Source organism: Anaerostipes caccae L1-92, from assembly GCF_014467075.1.
Taxonomy (GTDB): domain Bacteria; phylum Bacillota; class Clostridia; order Lachnospirales; family Lachnospiraceae; genus Anaerostipes; species Anaerostipes caccae.
The window spans coordinates 2,182,937-2,202,964 of sequence record NZ_AP023027.1 but is presented as its reverse complement, the minus strand read 5'-3'; the positions used below and the strand labels follow the sequence as shown (position 1 = coordinate 2,202,964).

Genomic DNA, 20,028 nt, shown 5'->3' with positions numbered 1-20,028 from the left:
GAGGATTCATCATGGCAGAATACAGAGCAATTAAAATTGAAAAAGGAAGCGGCGGATTCGGCGGACCTTTAACCGTAAAACCGGAAGAAGGAAAAGACGTTTTATTATTCATCACCGGAGGAGGAGCAGAACCTGATATCGTTCAGAAGATCGTAGACCTCACCGGATGCCGTGCGGTAAACGGATTTAAGACAACTGTACCGGAAAAGGAAATTTTCCTAGTCATCATCGACTGTGGAGGAACTCTTCGCTGCGGTATCTATCCTCAGAAAAGAATTCCTACCATCAATGTAAACCCGGTCGGAAAATCCGGACCGATGGCGAAGTACATCACAGAAGACATCTATGTATCCGGTGTCGGCATGAACCAGATCAGCGCAGCAGACGGATCTGCGGCTCCGATCAGATCAGAGGCGCCTAAGACAGAAGAAAGAGAATTCAAATACAGTGCAGACAAGAAAGTTTCCGAGCAGATGGGCGGAAACGGCGGAAAGAAATCCAGCTTCATCCAGAAGATTGGTATGGGCGCAGGGAAAGTCGTAGCGACATTCAACGCGGCTGCGAAAGAATCCGTCAACACCGTATTACATACGATTCTCCCGTTCATGGGATTCGTGTCACTGCTGATCGGTATTATCCAGGGCTCCGGTTTCGGAAACTGGTTTGCACAGATGTTAAAACCACTCTGCGGAAATATCGTGGGACTTGTGATCTTAGGACTGATCTGTTCTATCCCGTTCCTGTCCTGTCTGTTAGGGCCTGGAGCCGTTATCGCTCAGATCATCGGTACTCTGATCGGTGTGGAAATCGGAAAAGGAAACATTGCTCCAGGACTTGCACTGCCGGCATTGTTTGCCATCAACACACAGTGTGCCTGTGACTTTATTCCGGTAGGTCTGGGACTTGCAGAAGCAGATCCGGAAACAGTTGAAGTCGGTGTGCCTTCTGTGCTATACTCAAGGTTCATCATAGGTGTGCCGCGTGTGCTTGTAGCATTCGTAGCAAGTATCGGATTATACAAATAATTCAGTTTTAGCAGGAAAGGAAGAAGAACATGATTTATCAGACAACAATCAAAGGAATGGGAGATCAGGTAGAAGCATTTGTCGGAGAGGGGATCTTCGTAACATTTGGGGACAACGCTCCGGATACTTTAAAAGATTTCTGCTACTCTGTAGAAGTGACTCCGGTTCAGGGAGAGATCAAGCCGGGCAGTAAGCTTGTGATCGACGGACAGGAATACAAGATTACCATGGTTGGAGATGTTGCCAGAGAAAACCTGAACAACTTAGGCCACGTAACATACTCATTCAACGGAAGCGGGGAATGCCTTCCGGGAAGCATCTGTGTAGAAAAAACAGATGTGCCGACATTAAAAGTGGGAAGCACAATTTCTATCACAGAATAAATATTATGTTTCATAACAATGGACAATGGGGGACGGAAGCCCGTATGCGGCATCCGTCCCTCTTGTTTTTTTTCAAATTATTTAGTAAAATAGGGAAAGGTGTACCCGGACTGTCAAGAAAGGTACGGGAATGGCCTTTAAAAGAAACAGGACTTCCAAATACCGGGAAAGTGAGAGAGTATGTTGTTTATAATTTTAACTGCAGCTGTAATATTGGGGGCGGCTGTATGTTTTGCGAGTATGAATGAAAATCAAAACTTGTCGTTGGAAGAATATACGGTTGTTTCTGCAAAACTGCCGGAGGAATTTGACGGCTTTAAAATCGTGTTCCTGACAGACCTCCACTGCAATGAATTTGATTACCAGAATAAGGCGCTGATCGACATGATCGACGGCTGCAGTCCCGATGCCGTTTTTGTGGGCGGGGATATGCTTGTGAGCAGGGTGGACTCGTCTTATGAAGTCGCGCTGGATTTGATGAGAGAACTCTCCCGGAGATACCGTATCTATTATGCGGACGGGAACCATGAAATGAGGCTCAAGAGAAATGAGGAAGTCTATGGAGTGGCCTATAAAGAATACGTTCACCAGCTCAAAGAATGCGGAGTCGTTCATCTGTCCAACGAGAGTATCATGGTCGACAGCGGTATTTCTGCCATCTGTCTGACGGCTTATGATATGGAAGAAAAACAGTACCGCAAGTTTCATCCTGCTCCGCCTTCGCTGGAGGAGATGTCGGATGCGCTCGGAGATGCAGATCCGGAATTTTTTCAGGTACTTCTGGCCCACAATCCAAATTATTTCAGGCAGTATTCCAAGTGGGGGTGTGATCTGGTCTTATCCGGGCATTTTCATGGAGGGATGGTCAGACTTCCGAAGATCGGCGGTGTGATATCGCCTCAGTTTCAGCTGTTTCCAAAGTATGATGCGGGAGAATATCAGATCGGTACATCGATCATGATCTTAAGCCGCGGTTTGGGAAATCATTCAATTAAGATCAGGCTGTTTAACAGGCCTGAGGTATCGTGTATTACATTAAAGAAAAAGTAGGACATTTTAATATGGCAGCGATTGATATAAAATTAAATGTTTTTGAGGGACCCTTGGATCTTTTGCTCCATCTGATTGAGAAAAATAAGGTGGATATCTATGACATTCCTATCTCTGAGATCACGGAACAGTATCTTGCCTATATCCGTGAGATGGAGGAGGAAGATCTGGATGTGATGAGTGATTTTCTTGTGATGGCGGCGACACTGCTCAGGATCAAAGCCAAAATGCTTCTTCCGGCCAAAGAAGATGATGAGGAAGAAGGCGATCCGAGGGAGGAATTGGTTTTAAGGCTCCTGGAGTACAAAATATACAAGTACGCGTCCAAAGAACTGAAAGCCAGAGAGTACGAGGCGGAGAAGATCTTTTTTAAAGAAAGGGCCGTGCCGGAAGAGGTGCTCAGATACCGCCGTCCGGTTGACGTCCGGGAGATCACAAGGGATGTCACCATGGAGGATCTGAACAGGATTTTCCAATTTGTCATGCGCAAAAGGGAAGATAAGATCGATCCCATCAGGAGCAAGTTTGGAGAGATCAAACAGGAGGAAGTCCGGCTGGAAGATAAGATGGAAGAAGTGGAATATCTGATCTCTTCCAGGAGACGCATGTCATTCAGACAGCTGCTGGAAGGACAGATGACCAAAGAAAAAGTCGTCGTCACATTTCTTTCAGTTTTGGAACTGATGAAGGTTGGAAAGATACGGGCTGTCCAGGAAAAGATCGGACAGGAAATTATAATAGAGGTGTTGGAGAGGCATGAGACAGAAACAGGCAGTGATTGAGGCAATTTTATTTTCCATGGGAGAGAGCGTCTCGAAGAAACAGCTGATGGCAGCTCTGGATATCCCGGAGGATTTATTTTTTTACTTAATTGATCAGCTGAAAAGAAAATACAACAGAAAAGACAGCGGAATCCGGCTTCTTGAGCTGGACGGTTCTTACCAGCTGTGCACCAGGCCGGAATACTATGATCAATTAATTAAAATTGTAAACCAGCCGAAAAAACCGAAGCTTACCGATGTCATGATGGAGACTTTATCGATCATCGCATATAAGCAGCCGGTGACAAAACAAGAGATAGAAGCCATCCGAGGGGTCAAATGCGACCATCCGGTCAATAAGTTATTAGAGTATAACTTAATCCGGGAGGCCGGGCGTTTAGACGCCGTCGGACGACCGATATTATTCAGAACGACGGAAGAATTCTTGCGCTGTTTTGGAGTGGGATCCATAAAAGAGCTTCCTGAAATTGAACAGGATAAGGTAGAGGACTTTAAACAAGAAGCTCAGGAGGAAGTAAAATATGCATTAGAGGAACTGGAACAAAATTAAGGGAGGACAGCATATGGGAAAAATTACAGGAAACCAGCTTTTGGTAAAGGCATTGAAAGAAGAAGGCGTAGATACCGTCTTTGGGTATCCGGGGGCCTGCGTCATCGATATTTTTGATGAGTTATACAAAGATGACACGATCGACGTGATCCTTCCGAGACACGAACAGGGACTGATCCATGCGGCAGACGGGTATGCAAGGTCTACCGGTAAAGTGGGGGTCTGTCTTGCGACCAGCGGGCCGGGGGCGACAAACCTGGTGACGGGAATCGCTACGGCGAATTATGACAGTGTACCGCTTGTGTGCTTCACCGGGCAGGTGGCGCTTCCGCTGATCGGAAATGATACGTTCCAGGAAGTTGATATTGTGGGCGTGACAAGAAATGTCGCCAAATTTGTGATCGTTGTAAGGGACAGGGCAGATCTGGGACGTATTATCAAAGAAGCCTTTTATATCGCAAGGACCGGGAAACCGGGGCCGGTGCTGATCGATCTGCCAAAAGACGTGATGGGCACCTTCGGCAGTGAGGAGTATCCGGACAGCGTAAATATCAGAGGATACAAACCGAACACAAAAGTACATCACGGACAGGTGATGAGAGCCATGAAAGCTCTTCACAAGTCTAAAAAACCACTGTTTTTGATCGGCGGAGGAACAAAGATTGCCGGAGCCCACAAAGAGATGACAAAGCTTGCGGAAATATTGAAGGTACCTGTGGTGTCTACGATTATGGGACGCGGAGTACTGCCAACGGACCATCCGCTCTACTTTGGCAACATCGGCATGCACGGAAACTTTGCGGCAAATGAAGCTATTGCAAACTGTGATGTCCTGTTTTCCATCGGGACGAGATTCAATGACCGGATCACGGGAAAACTTGGTACGTTTGCGTCCAAGGCAAAGATCATACATATTGATATCGACACGGCGGCCATTTCTAAAAATGTAACCGTGGATATTCCGATCGTTGCAGATGCAAAGGAAGCGATTTTAGATATTCTGGAATTGGCACAAAAAGAACCGGCTCTGAATGTGGAGCGCTGGATCTCCATGATGGAGAGCTGGCAGAAATCCCATCCGATCAAGATGGAGGATGCCGAGGGAAATCTGACTCCTCAGATGATCATAGAGGCCATCAACAAAGACTTTAAAGAACCGATCGTTGTCACAGACGTAGGGCAGAATCAGATGTGGGCGACACAGTATGTAGAACTCCATGGAAACCGCCAGCTGCTGACATCAGGAGGGCTGGGTACGATGGGATACGGATTCCCGGCGGCCTTGGGTGCATGTATCGGAAATCCCGGAAGGGAAGTCGTATGCATCAGCGGAGACGGCGGAGCCCAGATGAACATCCAGGAAATGGCGACAGCAGTCGTGCAGGAACTTCCTGTGGTATTCTGTATTTTCAACAACGGATATCTGGGCATGGTGAGGCAGTGGCAGGATCTCTTCTATAATAGAAGGTTTGCAAGCACATGTCTGAAATACAGAAAGAGCTGCAAAGGCAACTGTACGCCGGAGAACCATCCGTGCCCTCCGTATACACCGGATTTCGTGAAACTTGCGGAGAGCTATGGAGCTCAGGGTATCCGTGTGACCAGGCCGGAAGAGATTGATGCGGCATTTGAGAAGGCAAAAGAAAAGACTGACGGACCGACATTGATCGAATTCATTATTGACAGCGAGCAGCTGGTATTCCCGATGATGAAGACAGGCGGTTCCATCAACGAAATGATTATGGATCGATAGGAGGTTTTTCTATGGAAAAAAGATGGTTATCCTTATATGTTGAAAACCGTGTGGGAGTGCTGGCGAGGATTGCGGGTCTGTTCTCAGGAAAATCCTACAATCTGCAGAGTCTCACGGTGGGAACGACAGAAGATGAGACGGTGTCCAGAATGACAATAAGCGTAGAAAGCGATGACGCCACCTTTGAGCAGATCAAAAAGCAGCTGAACCGCAGCGTGGAAGTGATCAAAGTCATGGATTACACAAACATGTCGATCCGCATGAAAGAGATTATGTTTATCAAGGTGAAAGGCTGCACCCAGAAGGACAGAAATGAAGTGTTCCAGATGGCACAGGTTTTCAAATTCCGTGTGAAGGATATGGGGAAAGACAGTATTTTGATCGAATCTGTGCGGACAGAAGCAAAGAACAATTCGATATTAAAAGTTTTTAAGAAGAGATTTTCCAGCATTGAGGTTGTGCGGGGCGGAAGCGTCGCGATCGATTCTATTAGTATGCAGGACAGATAAGAAGACATTTTCTACATGATTTCCGTTCGGCTCTTAGAATGCCTCACTCCAATCATGCAGAAAATGGATACAATATCTGCCGGAAGAGGCAGCATTAAAGCATAAGGCATCATTTTGCGACGGAAATAAAAAAATTATACGATTCAAAGGCTCAGGGGCAGACAGGCTCCTGAGCCTTTGCTTGTTTACAGCATACCTTATCACGCGAAGAGTATGAAATACGGTGTGTCCTGTGGGCATTCTTATTTTGTGAAAAAACTGTGAACATTTATTTGATGAGTTGACAGACAGAAAAATAATTGTTATATTACATATAGAACAAATAAACAACATATAACAGTGCGGGATTCCCGCACAGAAGATAGAATAGGAGGAATGACTTATGTTGATGCCAAGTATTTTTGGAGAAAATCTTTTTGACGGATGGATGGACCGGGCGTTTAAAAATGCATTTCCTGCTGACCGTTTTGGCTTTGGAGATTTTGAACGCGGCATGAAGACAGATATTAAAGATACTGAAGACGGATATGAATTAAGTATGGAACTTCCCGGTTTCAGCAAGGAGGACATTTCCGCCCAGCTGAGAGACGGTTATCTGACTATCAGTGCGGCAAAGAACGAAGTAAAAGACGAGAAAGACAAAGAGGGAAACTATATACGGAAAGAGCGTTATTCCGGACAGTGCAGCAGAAGTTTCTATGTCGGAAAAGAACTGAAACAGGAAGATATCAGGGCAAAGTTTGACAACGGTGAACTGGTGCTGAGGTTTCCGAAAGCCGAGGAAAGAAAAGAAGTACCGTCAGAGGAGTTCATTTCAATAGAAGGATAACGCTGAAAGATTTGACCGGGGTGCTGAAAAGGCATCCCGGTATTGTTATTTCATAGGAAAGCTCTACGATCTTTCCTATAAAATAACGCTCCGCGGGTTGTACACAGCAATATCATACAAGAAATTTCTTGCCGTACAGGTTACAATAGAGCCTGTCAAAAAATCTGTTCACAAATGGAGGAATCAAATGGATATTGCGAATGAAAAATGTGTGGTTGTCATCGACGGGGAGCTTCCTGCCGGGATTGCGGTAAATACAGGGGTGATCCTTGGTATGACCATGGGGAAACATATGCCGGGGGCTATAGGCACGGATGTCATGGACAGCGGAGGAAACGAACATATGGGGATCATAACTTTTCCCGTTCCTGTTTTAAAAGGCAGCCGGAAAGTATTAAAAGAACTAAGAGAAAAAGTGAACCAGCCCGAATTCAGCGAACTCATCGCTGCAGATTTTTCGGATCTGGCACAGAGCTGTATGATTTATGACGAGTTCGCGGAAAAGATGTCAAAGACGCCGGGGGAACAGCTCAATTACCTTGGAGTGGCTCTTTGCGGACCTAAAAAGATGGTGAATAAATTAACCGGGAGTCTGCCTCTTTTAAGGTAAAAACAAAAGAAAAAAGGAAACGTACACAGATGTTTTGATAAGTCTTCCTATATAGTTCTCCAATTCATGGGAACTCCGGTTATAAGATGGTCTTTCAGCCCATCTTTTTTTAGTTTCCTGAGAAAAAAGACAGAACATATTGTTAAAATTGTGACGATATTAAGTTGATTTTAGGGGATACAATGTCTAAAAATATATAAAAGTTTTCTAAATAAAAAAACGAACATATGGCTGTATTTAAAAAAGTACAATCTATACTGCATACAAAAGACCGAAACAAACGGCTTAAATACGCAGTTTTTAAGATGATATGAAGCCTGTAGCAAGGCCTGAAACAAATTTGTAATTGAAATGAAAAAGTGATTGTGATACTATTAACATATCGGCGGGGAACTGCCAAACACTATATAACACAGAATTATTATGGAGGAATTGATATGTCAAGAAAAGTAGTTATTGCAAGTGCTTGTCGTACAGCAGTAGGTAAGATGGGCGGAGCATTGAGCACAACTCCGGCTGCTGACTTAGGATCAATCGTTATCAAAGAAGCTCTGAACAGAGCCAATGTTAAGCCAGAGCAGGTAGATGAAGTATACATGGGATGTGTTATCCAGGCTGGTTTAGGACAGAACGTTGCTCGTCAGGCATCCATCAAGGCAGGTCTTCCGATCGAAGTTCCGGCAACAACGATCAACGTTGTATGCGGTTCCGGACTGAAAGCGGTAAACATGGCTGCAGACATGATCAGAAGCGGTGACGCTGACGTTGTCGTAGCAGGCGGATGCGAGAACATGTCAATGGCTCCATATGTATTAGATCAGGCGCGTTTCGGATACCGTATGAACAACGGCGTGTTGAAAGATTCTATGGTCAATGATGCATTATGGTGTGCATTCAACGACTATCACATGGGTATGACAGCAGAGAACATCTGTGACCAGTGGGGACTTACCCGTGAAGAATTAGATGAGTTTGCAGCAGCAAGCCAGCAGAAGGCAGTTGCAGCTCAGGAAGCCGGAAAGTTCGACGAAGAGATCGTGCCGGTAGAAGTAAAGAAGAAAAAAGAAACCATCATCGTGAATAAAGACGAAGGACCTCGTCCTGGAACAACAGCAGAGGGCATCTCAGGATTAAGACCGGCATTCAAGAAAGACGGAATGGTAACTGCAGCGAACTCTTCAGGAATCAATGACGGTGCGGCAGCAGTTGTCGTTATGAGTGAAGAAAAAGCAAAAGAATTAGGTGTTACACCGATGGCTACATGGGTTGCCGGAGCACTCGGCGGTGTAGATCCTAAGATCATGGGTATCGGACCGGTCGCTTCCACAAGAAAAGTTATGGAAAGAACAGGAATGAGCATCGATGACTTCGATCTGATCGAGGCAAACGAAGCATTCGCAGCTCAGTCTGTGGCAGTAGGAAAAGACTTAGGATTCGACTTAAGCAAATTAAATGTAAACGGCGGGGCAATCGCGATCGGACATCCGGTTGGAGCTTCAGGATGCCGTATCTTCGTAACTCTGCTTCACGCAATGAAAGACAGGGGAGCTAAGAAAGGTCTTGCAACACTTTGCATCGGCGGCGGTATGGGATGCTCTACCATCGTTGAAATGGACTAATTTAATTTGAAAGGAGAATGAATCCATGGAATTCATCACATATGAAACAGAAGGTTTTGTAGGAATCCTCACTATTAACCGTCCAAAAGCATTAAACGCGCTGAACAGCCAGGTGCTCGGAGAGATTGACGAAGTTTTGGATGCTGTTGATCTCGAAAATACAAGAGCCTTAATACTTACCGGAGCAGGAGACAAATCTTTCGTAGCCGGAGCAGACATCGCAGAGATGAGTACATTGACAAAGGCAGAGGGAGAAGCGTTCGGTAAAAAAGGAAATGACGTATTCCGCAAGTTAGAGACATTTCCTATCCCGACCATCGCTGCAGTGAATGGATTTGCACTGGGCGGAGGATGCGAGATCTCTATGAGCTGTGACATCCGTCTCTGTGCAGAAAATGCAGTGTTCGGACAGCCGGAAGTAGGTCTTGGGATCACTCCTGGATTCGGCGGAACGCAGAGGCTTGCCCGTCTCGTAGGCGCTGGAAAAGCAAAAGAAATGATCTACACTGCATTCAACATCAAGGCAGATGAAGCATACAGAATCGGACTCGTCAATGCGGTATATCCGCAGGCAGAGCTCTTAGACGCAGCAAAGAAGATGGCTGCAAAGATCGCAAAGAACGCTCCGATCGCAGTCCGCGCTTCAAAGAAAGCCATCAATGAAGGTCTGGATGTGGACATGGATCAGGCTATCGTCGTGGAAGAAAAAGCATTCGGAAGCTGCTTTGAGAGTGAAGACCAGAGAGCAGGCATGGAAGCATTCTTAAACAAGACGAAAGTCGACGGATTCAAAAATAAATAATCATTGGCAGGCAACAATTAGAGTTTAAATACAGGAGGAATCATAATGAAAGTTGGAGTTATCGGTGCTGGAACAATGGGCAGCGGAATTGCCCAGGCATTTGCGCAGACAGAAGGTTATGAAGTTTGCCTTTGCGACATCAATGAAGAGTTCGCAGCAAACGGAAAAGCAAGAATCGCAAAAGGATTTGAAAAAAGAGTTGCAAAAGGCAAAATGGACCAGGAAAAAGCGGATGCCATTTTAGCAAAGATCACAACAGGCGTAAAAGATATCTGCACTGACTGTGACCTTGTTGTGGAAGCAGCAATCGAAAACATGGAGATCAAAAAGCAGACATTCAAAGAATTACAGGATATCTGCAAACCGGAAGCAATCTTCGCTACCAATACATCTTCCCTTTCTATTACTGAAATCGGAGCAGGACTTGACCGCCCGATGATCGGTATGCATTTCTTCAATCCGGCTCCGGTTATGAAGCTTGTTGAAGTAATCGCAGGAATCAATACTCCTCAGGAGACCGTTGACAAAATCATCGAGATCTCTAAAGAAATCGGAAAAACACCGGTTCAGGTAGAAGAAGCAGCTGGTTTCGTTGTAAACAGAATCCTCATCCCGATGATCAACGAAGCAATCGGAATCTATGCAGACGGAGTGGCATCTGTGGAAGGTATCGACACAGCGATGAAATTAGGAGCTAATCACCCGATGGGACCGTTGGCGTTAGGTGACCTGATCGGATTAGATGTTTGCCTTGCTATCATGGAAGTACTTTACAACGAGTTTGGAGATACCAAATATCGTCCTCACCCATTGCTGAGAAAAATGGTACGCGGCGGTATGTTAGGTCAGAAGACCGGTAAAGGATTCTACGATTATAGTAAATAATTAAATGGAGGAATAAGAAATGGATTTCGCATTAAGTAAGAAACACGAAATGGCAAGAACTCTGTTCAAAGAGTTCGCCGAAAATGAAGTAAAGCCTCTTGCACAGGACGTGGATGAAACAGAACAGTTCCCGAAAGAAACTGCTCAGAAGATGGCTAAGAACGGTTTTCTTGGTATCCCGATCCCGAAAGAGTACGGCGGACAGGGCTGTGATCCTCTTACATACGTTATGTGTGTGGAAGAATTAGCAAAAGTTTGCGGTACTACAAGTGTTATCGTATCTGCACATACCTCTCTGTGCTGTGATCCGATCATGACTTACGGAACAGAAGAACAGAAGAAAAAATATCTTCCGGACCTTGCATCCGGTAAAAAATTAGGTGCATTCGGTCTTACAGAGCCGGGAGCCGGTACAGACGCTCAGGGTCAGCAGACAAAAGCTGTCTTAGACGGAGACGAGTGGGTATTAAACGGTTCCAAATGCTTCATCACAAACGGTAAAGAAGCAGACGTTTATATCGTGATTGCTGTTACAGGCATCATCGAAAAACGCGGAAGAAAATTAAAAGAGATTTCCGCATTTATCGTTGATAAAGGAACACCAGGCTTCTCCTTTGGAACAAAGGAAAAGAAAATGGGTATCCGCGGATCTTCTACTTATGAGCTGATCTTCGAAGACTGCCGCATTCCGAAAGAAAACTTATTAGGAAAACAGGGCAAGGGATTCGGAATCGCTATGCACACTCTGGACGGCGGACGTATCGGTATCGCTTCCCAGGCTCTCGGACTGGCAGAAGGTGCGCTGGAAGCAACCGTTGAATACGTAAAAGAGAGAAAACAGTTCGGACGTACAATCGGACAGTTCCAGAATACACAGTTCCAGTTAGCTGATATGGCTACTAAGGTTGAAGCTGCAAAACTGTTGGTTTATAAAGCAGCGATGGCAAAAGCTACACAGAAAGTATACAGTGTGGAAGCAGCTATGGCGAAGTTATATGCAGCAGAAGTGGCAATGGAAGTAACAACAAAAGCTGTTCAGTTACACGGTGGATATGGATATATCAGAGAATACGATGTAGAACGTATGATGCGCGATGCTAAGATCACTGAGATCTACGAAGGAACATCAGAAGTTCAGCGCATGGTTATTTCTGGAAATCTGTTAAAATAAGGGAGGTACTTTACTGTGAAAATCGTTGTATGTGTAAAACAGGTACCAGATACTAAAGGCGGAGTTAAATTTAACCCGGATGGTACTTTGGATAGAGGTGCGATGCTGACTATCATGAATCCAGATGATAAAGCTGGATTGGAAGCAGCATTGAAATTAAAAGATGAATATGATGCAGAAGTGACAGTTCTTACAATGGGACTTCCGAAAGCGGACGAAGTTTTACGTGAGGCTATGGCAATGGGTGCAGATAAGGGAGTCCTTGTCACAGACAGAGTTCTCGGAGGAGCAGATACATGGGCTACTTCTACAACGCTTGCAGGTGCGATCCGAAATCTTGACTACGACCTGATCATCACAGGACGTCAGGCAATCGATGGAGATACCGCACAGGTAGGTCCTCAGATTTCAGAGCATCTGGATATTCCGGTTATTTCTTACGCTCAGGATATCAAGATTGACGGAGACAATGTTGTTGTTGAACGTCAGTATGAAGACAGATATCATGTTGTAAAGGCAAAAATGCCTTGCCTGATCACAGCACTTTCTGAATTAAACGAGCCGCGTTACATGACACCGGGCGGAATCTTCGATGCATACGATGCAGAAGTTACTGTTTGGGGAAGAAAAGACTTAAAAGATGTCGATGATGCAAACATCGGACTTGCCGGATCACCTACAAAGATCGCGAAAGCATCTGATAAGGTTCGTAAGGGTGCAGGAGAAAAGGTAACCTTAGATCCTGAAGAATCCGTAGCATATATCATGGACAAATTAAAAGAAAAACATGTAATCTAATTTAAAAAGGAAAAGTGGTGAATAAAATGGGTTTAGAAGAATATAAAGGAGTTTATGTCTTTGCACAGCAGGTAGACAATGAATTAAGCGGCATCGCTTTTGAATTACTTGGAAAAGCCAAAGACCTTGCAAAAGATTTAGATACTGATGTAACAGCTGTATTAATTGGATCTGAAGTGAAAGACCTTGCAGATGAACTTGCAGCTTACGGTGCGGACAAGGTAATCGTCGTTGATGATCCTGAACTGAAAGAATACAGAACAGAGCCTTATACTCATGCACTTGCATCTGTGATCAATGAATACAAACCGGAAATCATGCTGGTTGGTGCGACAGCAATCGGCAGAGACTTAGGACCTCGTGTGTCTGCGAGAGTTGCAACAGGTCTTACTGCTGACTGTACAGTCCTTGAAATCGGTGATTTCCCATTAGTTGCAATCCCTGGAAGAGAGCAGAAACACAATCAGTTACTGATGACACGTCCTGCATTCGGTGGAAACACGATCGCTACTATTGCCTGCCCGGACAACCGTCCTCAGATGGCTACGGTACGTCCTGGTGTTATGCAGGCGATCGATAAGATCGAAGGTGCAAAAGCCGAGGTCATCGAATTCAATCCTGGATTCACACCGGACAACAAATATGTTGAGATCATGGAAGTTGTAAAATCTGTGACAGATGTGGTAGATATCATGGATGCCAACATCCTTGTATCCGGAGGACGTGGAGTAGGAAGTCCAGAAAACTTCAAGATCTTAGAAGATTTAGCAGAAGTTTTAGGCGGAGAAGTAAGCTGCTCCCGTGCAGTCGTAGATGCAGGATGGAAACCGAGAGATATTCAGGTTGGACAGACTGGTAAGACAGTACGTCCGAACGTATACTTTGCAATCGGTATTTCCGGAGCTATCCAGCACGTAGCAGGTATGGAAGAAGCAGACATCATTGTAGCAATCAACAAAGATGACACAGCGCCAATCTTTGACGTGGCTGACTACGGTATTGTCGGAGATTTAAATAAGATCGTTCCGATGCTGACAGAACAGTTAAAAGCTGTTGTAAAATAATCACAAACATCAATAAAACTCACAAAAGAGGTCCTGCATCCGTGCAGGGCCTCTTTTGCTACGGAAAGTAGCATAAAAAACTCATATGTAAACAACAGTTGCTTGTTGGGAAAAACTTTGACTGCTATACTTTCACCATCAAAACAGAGGAGGAACATAAAATGTTTTCAACAAAATTAAAAGACCTGCGCAGGCAGGCAAAGATGTCTCAGGAAAAGATGGCTGAAAAGCTTCGGGTATCCCGGCAGGCGGTGACAAAATGGGAAACCGGAGCGGGAGTGCCGGACATAGAGAATGTAAAAGCGATTGCGTCTCTGTTTGACATTTCCATTGATGAGCTGCTTGAAAGTGAAGAAAGAAGCAGACAAAAAGGTGACTATCTATATGACAGTACAACGGAATATGACATCGACTGCGGGAAAAATTACGATATTACTTTTTCGGGAGCAAAGAAAGTATCCCTCTGCGGATATAAAGGTGAGAAGATCCGGGTGCGCCTTGCGTCGGACCAGATTGAGGAGATTCAGTCCGTCTTTAAAGTCCGGATCGATGACGTAAGGAAAAAGATTGATATTGATGTCCGTCGGTTTGGAAACATGACGGAATCCAGGGCGAAAAAGGAACTGGATGTGTTCATCTGGATTCCGCAGCAGTATACTGGCGAGGCGGAGATTTCCGGGAATACTTCTGTGCTGGAACTTACGCGCATGGAGGCAAAGAATATCGAGTTTTCAGGAAAGACAGAGAGAGTACTTGTGCATGATGTGACAGGACATGTGGAGATCAACAGCAATGAAGATATGAACATTGTCTGTGCCGGGCTTTGCGGACGCCTGGATATCAATCAGCTTTCATCGACCTCGAGGCTTACAGTGCCCGAAAATATGGAGTTCTTTGCCGTAAAGAAAGGGATCGGCAATCATATTTACTACGAAAAAGAAGGCGGTACCGCAGAAGATTTTTCTGTGAAAGAGGAAGAAATTGATGACAGCACCAATATGATCGAGCTGAATGGTATGAAAAGCGAACTGATCATCGAAGCGGTCCCTGAACCAGAATTTGAGGTGTGAGATATGAACCAATATCAATACCGCCCAATTCGGTTTTACCTGATTGTCTTTGGACTTACATGGGCCTTCTGGACGGCAGCAGCAGTCTGTAAAGATAATCAGGCGGCAATGACATGGATGTTCCTGGGATTGTGTGTTCCGGCAGGAACGGCAGTACTGACGGTTCTCCTGTCCAAAAGTAAGGCGCTTAAATCGGACCTGAAGCGAAAGCTGATTGGATTTTACCGCGTACATCCTGTAAATCTGTTTTCTGCTTTTACCCTGTTTGTATGTATTGTTGCAGTTTCAATTCTTCTGTCTGTATTTTTTGGTCAGAGTCTGGATCAGTTTTCGTTTGCCGAGGGATTTTCTTTTTCCATAAAGGGCAGTTCAGCCCTTCTCACGATACTGCTTGCCTCTGTTATAGAGGAACTGGGGTGGAGAGGGTATGGGGAAGACGCCATCGCCCAGTACGGAAGCTGGTTTTGGGAATCTGTCCTGTTTGGTTTCATTTGGTCTGCCTGGCATATCCCACTGTTTTTCATCGAAGGGTCTTATCAGGCTGGACTTCTGCAGCTTGGTACCGGCTATGCAATAAATTTCTTTATCAGTGTAATCCCTCTGGGATTTATTACGACGTGGGTGTACGTAAAGAATAACCGGAGTATGATGGCGAGCATCTTTTTTCATATCGTCGTAAATTTCTCTCAGGAAAAAATCGCTATGACGCCCCAGACAAAGTGTATAGAGACCATTGTCATTACAGTGGCTGCAGTCGGGATCGTCCTTGCAAACAAAGAAATGTTTTTTGAAACAGATCATGTGGGCAGAATTCTTGAGATAGACAATGAAAATACTGCTGACCGATAAAAAACAGATCAGCAGTATGACAGACATGCGGGTAAACAGACAGGAATTATCTGGTCCTGCTTTCATTTTCAAGATAAGTGATTACCTCGGACAGATCACCGAGCACAGTGCCGGTAAACTCCTTGAGTTTATCTGAATAAGGAATTTTATCAGGAATCATCACGGCGGTCATTCCGGCCCTGAAGATAGATTCCAATCCCGCAGGGGAGTCTTCCAGCCCCAGGCATACGGACGGATCGAGTCTCAGTTCTTCACATGCTTTCAGGAAAATGTCAGGGTGTGGTTTGCTTCTTGGGACCATCTCCCCGGTTACCACGGCGTCAAAGAAATCCATGATCCCGCCCTGATGAAAGTAGCGGGTAACACGCTCCAGGTCACAGGATGTGGCAACGGCGATCTTGTAGCCGTTGTCTTTTAAAAACGGCAGAAGTTCAAGCAGACCGGGTTTAAATGGGACTCCGTGTTCATCAATCCATTCATTTACGTAATCTTTTCTTATTTGAAGTGCTTTTTCAAAAGGGAATTTATCTCCGAACAAAGACATAAAGTATTCCTGCATACCTTGAACAGAAAAGCCGAAAGTATGTGCCACCTGCTCCTCTGTGATGGGAAATCCATAAGTTTTTCCGGCCTTAAGCCATGCGGGGATAGCCAGGGTCTCCGTGTCCAGCATCAGCCCGTCCATATCAAAAATTACACCTTGAATCATGTTCGTGTGCCTCCTTGCAATTTTATTCTATTATCATTATAATTTGAAACAGAAGGATATTATATCAGCATATTAGGCGGATTTATAACAATCCTATGAAGGAGAGGGCGAATATATTGAGGCAAATTGAAACAGATCAGAATTTCAGAGAATTGAATCAGACTTTGGACCAGCGATTTCCCATATGGGCCAGCAGCGACAGCTTTTTCAGATATTATAATCGGTATTTTCGGTGTCACTGGCACCCTGAAATTGAATTCTCTGTCATCACAGAAGGGGAATGTATCTATGAGGCAGGGGACCGGGTTTATGAATTAAAAAAGGGAGACGGAATTTTTATCAATCAGAATGTACTTCATATGGCTGAGATGAAAGGAAAACTGGAGTGCAGATTCGGTGTTGTTAGGGCAGAAGCTTTTTTTCTGGGAGGAAGTACCGAAAGCCTGATCTACCGAAAGTTCATGGAACCGGTCATAAACAATCCGGAGATCTCTTGTGTGCCGTTTTACGGTGATATTCCATGGCAGAAACGGCTGATGCGACAGCTGGCAGAACTAATCCGCATATATGAGGAGAGACCGGAGGGATTTGAACTGATGATGACGTCGGGCTTTTCCCTGCTTTGGCTGGAGTTTGTCAAGGCTCTGGGGGAAGAAAAAGGGAATGCTGTCTCAATAAATAAAGATGCAGAGAGGATCAGAAAGGGAATTTCATATATACAAAGAAATTATACAAAGAAAATTACCCTGAAAGATATCGCTGAGATATGTCAGTCCTGCCAGAGTGAGTGCTGCAGGATGTTCAGAAATGTGGTGAAAGAAAGTCCGATTGAATATGTAAATACATACAGGATACGCAGGAGCCTGATTTTGATTGAGGAAGGAACGTACTCAATGACAGAGATTGCACAGAAAACGGGTTTTTCAGGAAGCAGCTATTTTACTGAGGTATTCAAGAAAAAAATGGGCTGTACACCGTCAAAGTATAAAGGAAGCAAAGAGATCTATAAACGCGTAAAAAATAATCATTGCATTAAAAATTAATTTTTCTTCTATATTATAGCAAAAATCATTGACAAAGTGTGAAAGAGAGCATACAATAGAATTAAGATAAGAATAGCTAACTGGGTCTTATCATACAATTGAATTATTCATCGGTAAAACTATTGAAAGATAGTGACACAAAGCCAAGGGTCTAAGGTCCTCCAAACGGGGATTATGACAGCCGGTTGCCACATTATATATTAATGTGTATGGATAATAATTATCTATCTTATATGATTATAAGCGCAACCGTCTGTAAAGAATTTTTTGCAGATGGTTTTTTTATTTGGAAGGGTTACTTCCGGATAGATGCTCCAAATTTCATAAAGCTGGATTAATTAATATTCTGCACAGAATCACATCAGAAATGATAAGTTAATTAATCAGTAATTTAATATTTAGTAAAACTATCGAAAGGTAGTGACACAAAGCCAAGGGTCTAAGATCTCTAAGAGATTACGATAGCCGGTTGCCGCATGAGGAAAGCTCATGTGTTATGAAATAAGCAGAGTGCTTTTTTCGTACCAGAGATCAGGATGGTCACTGGCTTGTGTCTATGAAATATAGGAGGCGCATGATCATGAAAAAAGCAATCAAAAAAGTTTTAGTAAGTGCATTGGCAGTTTTGCTTGTTGTCGGATTCACAGCTCCGGCCGCAGCAGCACCTGTGAAGGCAGCCAGCAGTAAAGTAACAGTCAAAACAAGTACATCCAAAAAAGTTAAAACAAAGACATATAAATTAAAGAAAAAAGTAAAACGCAAAAAAGTCACAACCAAAAAAACGAAAAAAACTTCTAAAAAAGTGATCACAAGCGTATCTAAAAAAGTAGAAGAGACAGTTCAGACGGATATTGTTGTAAAGACAACAAAAAAAGCAAAGAAAAAAACGGTCAAAACAACAACAACCATTAAGAAGGTCATCAAAACAACAAATCTTGCACAGGCAGGAAACGCAAATATCAGCCAGCTGAAGGGGATTGTCGATGACAAGGTAATCAGCGAATTCAACAGAGTGGGAATGGCCATCGAGACAAATCCAAATTCTTCTTTACTGAAAGGGGCAGACGGAGTCTTCAGTCCATCTCAGAAAAAAATCGTTGTAAAGAATAATGTCAACAGAGTTTTGATTCATGAGGTAGGACACTTCGTAGCATATGTAAACAACAGAGCTGATTCCACAGCAGAGTTCAGAGCGATCTATAATGCAGAAAAGAACAATTTTGCCGGCGACAACAGAGCATATGCGGTATCAAACAACAAAGAGTTCTTTGCAGAGGTATTTAAAGAGTATTCTATGAACAGAGCTTCTTTAAAGAGCCACTGCCCGAGAGCCTATGAATATGTCAAAAATGTCCTTGCAGAAATGTAAGGTGAAGGGGTTATAGAGATCCGTCCGGAGTTGTCCGGACGGATTTTTTCTAGTATAATGGTCAAAGAAAATTTAATAGAAAGTAGGATGAACATGCAGATACAGAGAGATGATATTATCATAAGAAAAGGGATTATCCATATTCTGGACAGCCACAACGGGTATCTTGGACTGTCCAACGACCTGCTGGATTTGGGACCGGACTTGATGGAATTTATCAGGGGCCATATATTTAAGATCCTGGAGAGTGATGACACAAAAAAATGCCAGTTTGACGGAAGCCTTTCACCGGTCTTAAGCCTTTTGGAATCGATGGATGAAAAGGAGGATGAAAGCTTTGTGGAAGCCAGCCGTGTACTGTCGGAGAGTCTTTTTGATATTATGTGCGACAGTGTGACAATTCCGGCGGCAGATCTGATCGTGGTCAGTTTCCAGTTATACAGTGTTGTACATCTGGCGCTTCTGAAAATGAATTATAAGGAGACTTACATACATAAAGAGGAAGAAAATGAAGTCAACGACATTGTAAAGCAGCGGGTGATGCCTATGGACGGGGCAAAGCTCACGGAGGCTGTAATTGTGGATCTTCTGGAGTATAAAGTCCAGCTGGTGGAGAAGAAGTTTGAGATGCTGACAGGCGACAAGATAAACTATATTTCTGAGCGCTTTCTCCAGTGCCACGCAGATATGGCTCCCAAAAAGAAATTCCAGATCTTAAACAAGGTGATCACGGATATCAATAACCGGTACGAGAATGAACCGCTGAGAAACCGGCTGGATGCCAGGAGTAAGCTGAGAGAAGAATTTGCGGAAAAAAATGAGTTTCGGGTCAACGAGATCGGCGACAGGATCTTTGGGGACAGCACGGAGAAGAAACAGGAGTTTGATGACCGCATCGAGAGATATGACCTGCAGTATGATACCTTTACGGTGGCCAAAGAAAATACCGTAAAGAAGCTGGAATATCAGATTCTTGAGACCGACGCGGGGATCGAGGTCAAGATCCCAATGGAAGAATATATTACAAAAGACAATGTAGAGATCCTGGAAGAACAGGGGGGAGGAAGCACGATCATCATTAAAAACATAGAACAGGTGAAGATAAAGTAGGTATCCTTTCGGTTTCTTGACAGACAGGAGAGAAAGGCATATAATAAG

At 44.2% G+C, this 20,028-nt stretch carries 21 protein-coding genes and 2 riboswitches; of the genes, 20 read left to right on the top strand and 1 reads right to left on the bottom strand.

The window, feature by feature from the left end; all coding sequences use genetic code 11:
• Nucleotides 1-11: 11 nt before the first annotated feature.
• From srlE to ANCC_RS10695, 17 genes are all read left to right on the top strand, one after another.
• On the top strand, nt 12-1,025 hold the full coding sequence (gene srlE / locus ANCC_RS10775) for a PTS glucitol/sorbitol transporter subunit IIB (protein ID WP_006565779.1): 1,014 nt from the start codon (nt 12-14) through the stop codon (nt 1,023-1,025).
• 29 nt (nt 1,026-1,054) lie between these two features.
• Nucleotides 1,055-1,408, top strand: a complete 354-nt coding sequence (locus ANCC_RS10770; RefSeq protein WP_006565778.1) for a PTS glucitol/sorbitol transporter subunit IIA — start codon at nt 1,055-1,057, stop codon at nt 1,406-1,408.
• Nucleotides 1,409-1,588: 180 nt separating this feature from the next.
• Complete coding sequence (locus tag ANCC_RS10765; protein ID WP_006565776.1) at nt 1,589-2,458, top strand: metallophosphoesterase; 870 nt, start codon at nt 1,589-1,591, stop codon at nt 2,456-2,458.
• Nucleotides 2,459-2,469: 11 nt separating this feature from the next.
• Entirely contained in the window at nt 2,470-3,240 is a 771-nt protein-coding gene (locus ANCC_RS10760; RefSeq protein ID WP_009290548.1) for a segregation and condensation protein A, read from the top strand.
• Nucleotides 3,215-3,790, top strand: coding sequence for an SMC-Scp complex subunit ScpB (gene scpB, locus ANCC_RS10755; protein ID WP_006565774.1), 576 nt, complete (start codon nt 3,215-3,217; stop codon nt 3,788-3,790). Before ANCC_RS10760 ends, scpB begins: the two co-directional genes overlap by 26 nt.
• 13 nt (nt 3,791-3,803) lie before the next feature.
• The gene (ilvB, locus tag ANCC_RS10750; RefSeq protein WP_006565773.1) at nt 3,804-5,543 is read left to right on the top strand and encodes a biosynthetic-type acetolactate synthase large subunit; all 1,740 of its coding nucleotides are present in this window, start codon (nt 3,804-3,806) and stop codon (nt 5,541-5,543) included.
• An 11-nt stretch (nt 5,544-5,554) separates the two neighbouring features.
• Nucleotides 5,555-6,052, top strand: a complete 498-nt coding sequence (gene ilvN, locus ANCC_RS10745; protein WP_006565772.1) for an acetolactate synthase small subunit — start codon at nt 5,555-5,557, stop codon at nt 6,050-6,052.
• A gap of 382 nt (nt 6,053-6,434) precedes the next feature.
• The gene (locus ANCC_RS10740; RefSeq protein ID WP_006565770.1) at nt 6,435-6,881 is read left to right on the top strand and encodes an Hsp20/alpha crystallin family protein; all 447 of its coding nucleotides are present in this window, start codon (nt 6,435-6,437) and stop codon (nt 6,879-6,881) included.
• Nucleotides 6,882-7,068: 187 nt separating this feature from the next.
• Nucleotides 7,069-7,491, top strand: coding sequence for a DUF2000 domain-containing protein (locus ANCC_RS10735; RefSeq protein ID WP_009290552.1), 423 nt, complete (start codon nt 7,069-7,071; stop codon nt 7,489-7,491).
• A gap of 437 nt (nt 7,492-7,928) precedes the next feature.
• Nucleotides 7,929-9,110: an acetyl-CoA C-acetyltransferase gene (locus tag ANCC_RS10730; RefSeq protein WP_006565767.1), complete on the top strand. Its 1,182-nt coding sequence runs from the start codon at nt 7,929-7,931 to the stop codon at nt 9,108-9,110.
• Between the two features lie 25 nt (nt 9,111-9,135).
• Nucleotides 9,136-9,912: an enoyl-CoA hydratase-related protein gene (locus tag ANCC_RS10725; RefSeq protein ID WP_006565766.1), complete on the top strand. Its 777-nt coding sequence runs from the start codon at nt 9,136-9,138 to the stop codon at nt 9,910-9,912.
• 45 nt (nt 9,913-9,957) lie between these two features.
• Nucleotides 9,958-10,797 (top strand): 3-hydroxybutyryl-CoA dehydrogenase, encoded by an 840-nt coding sequence (locus tag ANCC_RS10720; protein ID WP_006565765.1) that lies wholly within the window; start codon nt 9,958-9,960, stop codon nt 10,795-10,797.
• A 19-nt stretch (nt 10,798-10,816) separates the two neighbouring features.
• A complete protein-coding gene (locus ANCC_RS10715) occupies nt 10,817-11,968 on the top strand; it encodes an acyl-CoA dehydrogenase (protein ID WP_006565764.1) in 1,152 nt (383 codons plus the stop codon).
• A 15-nt stretch (nt 11,969-11,983) separates the two neighbouring features.
• Nucleotides 11,984-12,766, top strand: coding sequence for an electron transfer flavoprotein subunit beta/FixA family protein (locus tag ANCC_RS10710; RefSeq protein ID WP_006565763.1), 783 nt, complete (start codon nt 11,984-11,986; stop codon nt 12,764-12,766).
• Between the two features lie 26 nt (nt 12,767-12,792).
• A complete protein-coding gene (locus ANCC_RS10705; RefSeq protein WP_006565762.1) occupies nt 12,793-13,830 on the top strand; it encodes an electron transfer flavoprotein subunit alpha/FixB family protein in 1,038 nt (345 codons plus the stop codon).
• A 161-nt stretch (nt 13,831-13,991) separates the two neighbouring features.
• Complete coding sequence (locus ANCC_RS10700; protein ID WP_039946183.1) at nt 13,992-14,900, top strand: helix-turn-helix transcriptional regulator; 909 nt, start codon at nt 13,992-13,994, stop codon at nt 14,898-14,900.
• A 3-nt stretch (nt 14,901-14,903) separates the two neighbouring features.
• Entirely contained in the window at nt 14,904-15,749 is an 846-nt protein-coding gene (locus tag ANCC_RS10695) for a CPBP family intramembrane glutamic endopeptidase (protein ID WP_006565760.1), read from the top strand.
• 46 nt (nt 15,750-15,795) lie between these two features.
• On the opposite strand, the gene ANCC_RS10690 is transcribed toward ANCC_RS10695, so the two are convergent.
• Nucleotides 15,796-16,458, bottom strand: coding sequence for an HAD family hydrolase (locus ANCC_RS10690; RefSeq protein ID WP_006565759.1), 663 nt, complete (start codon nt 16,456-16,458; stop codon nt 15,796-15,798).
• A gap of 116 nt (nt 16,459-16,574) precedes the next feature.
• Here ANCC_RS10690 and ANCC_RS10685 point away from each other — a divergent pair, with 116 nt between their 5' ends.
• The 3 genes from ANCC_RS10685 to ANCC_RS10675 all read left to right on the top strand — a co-directional run bounded on the left by ANCC_RS10685 (nt 16,575) and on the right by ANCC_RS10675 (nt 19,980).
• Nucleotides 16,575-17,501, top strand: coding sequence for an AraC family transcriptional regulator (locus ANCC_RS10685; protein WP_165353863.1), 927 nt, complete (start codon nt 16,575-16,577; stop codon nt 17,499-17,501).
• A gap of 102 nt (nt 17,502-17,603) precedes the next feature.
• Nucleotides 17,604-17,694: riboswitch (cyclic di-GMP riboswitch) on the top strand.
• Nucleotides 17,695-17,891: 197 nt separating this feature from the next.
• Nucleotides 17,892-17,978: riboswitch (cyclic di-GMP riboswitch) on the top strand.
• 103 nt (nt 17,979-18,081) lie between these two features.
• Nucleotides 18,082-18,870 (top strand): anthrax toxin lethal factor-related metalloendopeptidase, encoded by a 789-nt coding sequence (locus ANCC_RS10680; RefSeq protein ID WP_247881545.1) that lies wholly within the window; start codon nt 18,082-18,084, stop codon nt 18,868-18,870.
• Nucleotides 18,871-18,963: 93 nt separating this feature from the next.
• Entirely contained in the window at nt 18,964-19,980 is a 1,017-nt protein-coding gene (locus ANCC_RS10675) for a nucleoid-associated protein (protein WP_233458301.1), read from the top strand.
• The last annotated feature ends 48 nt before the right edge of the window (nt 19,981-20,028 follow it).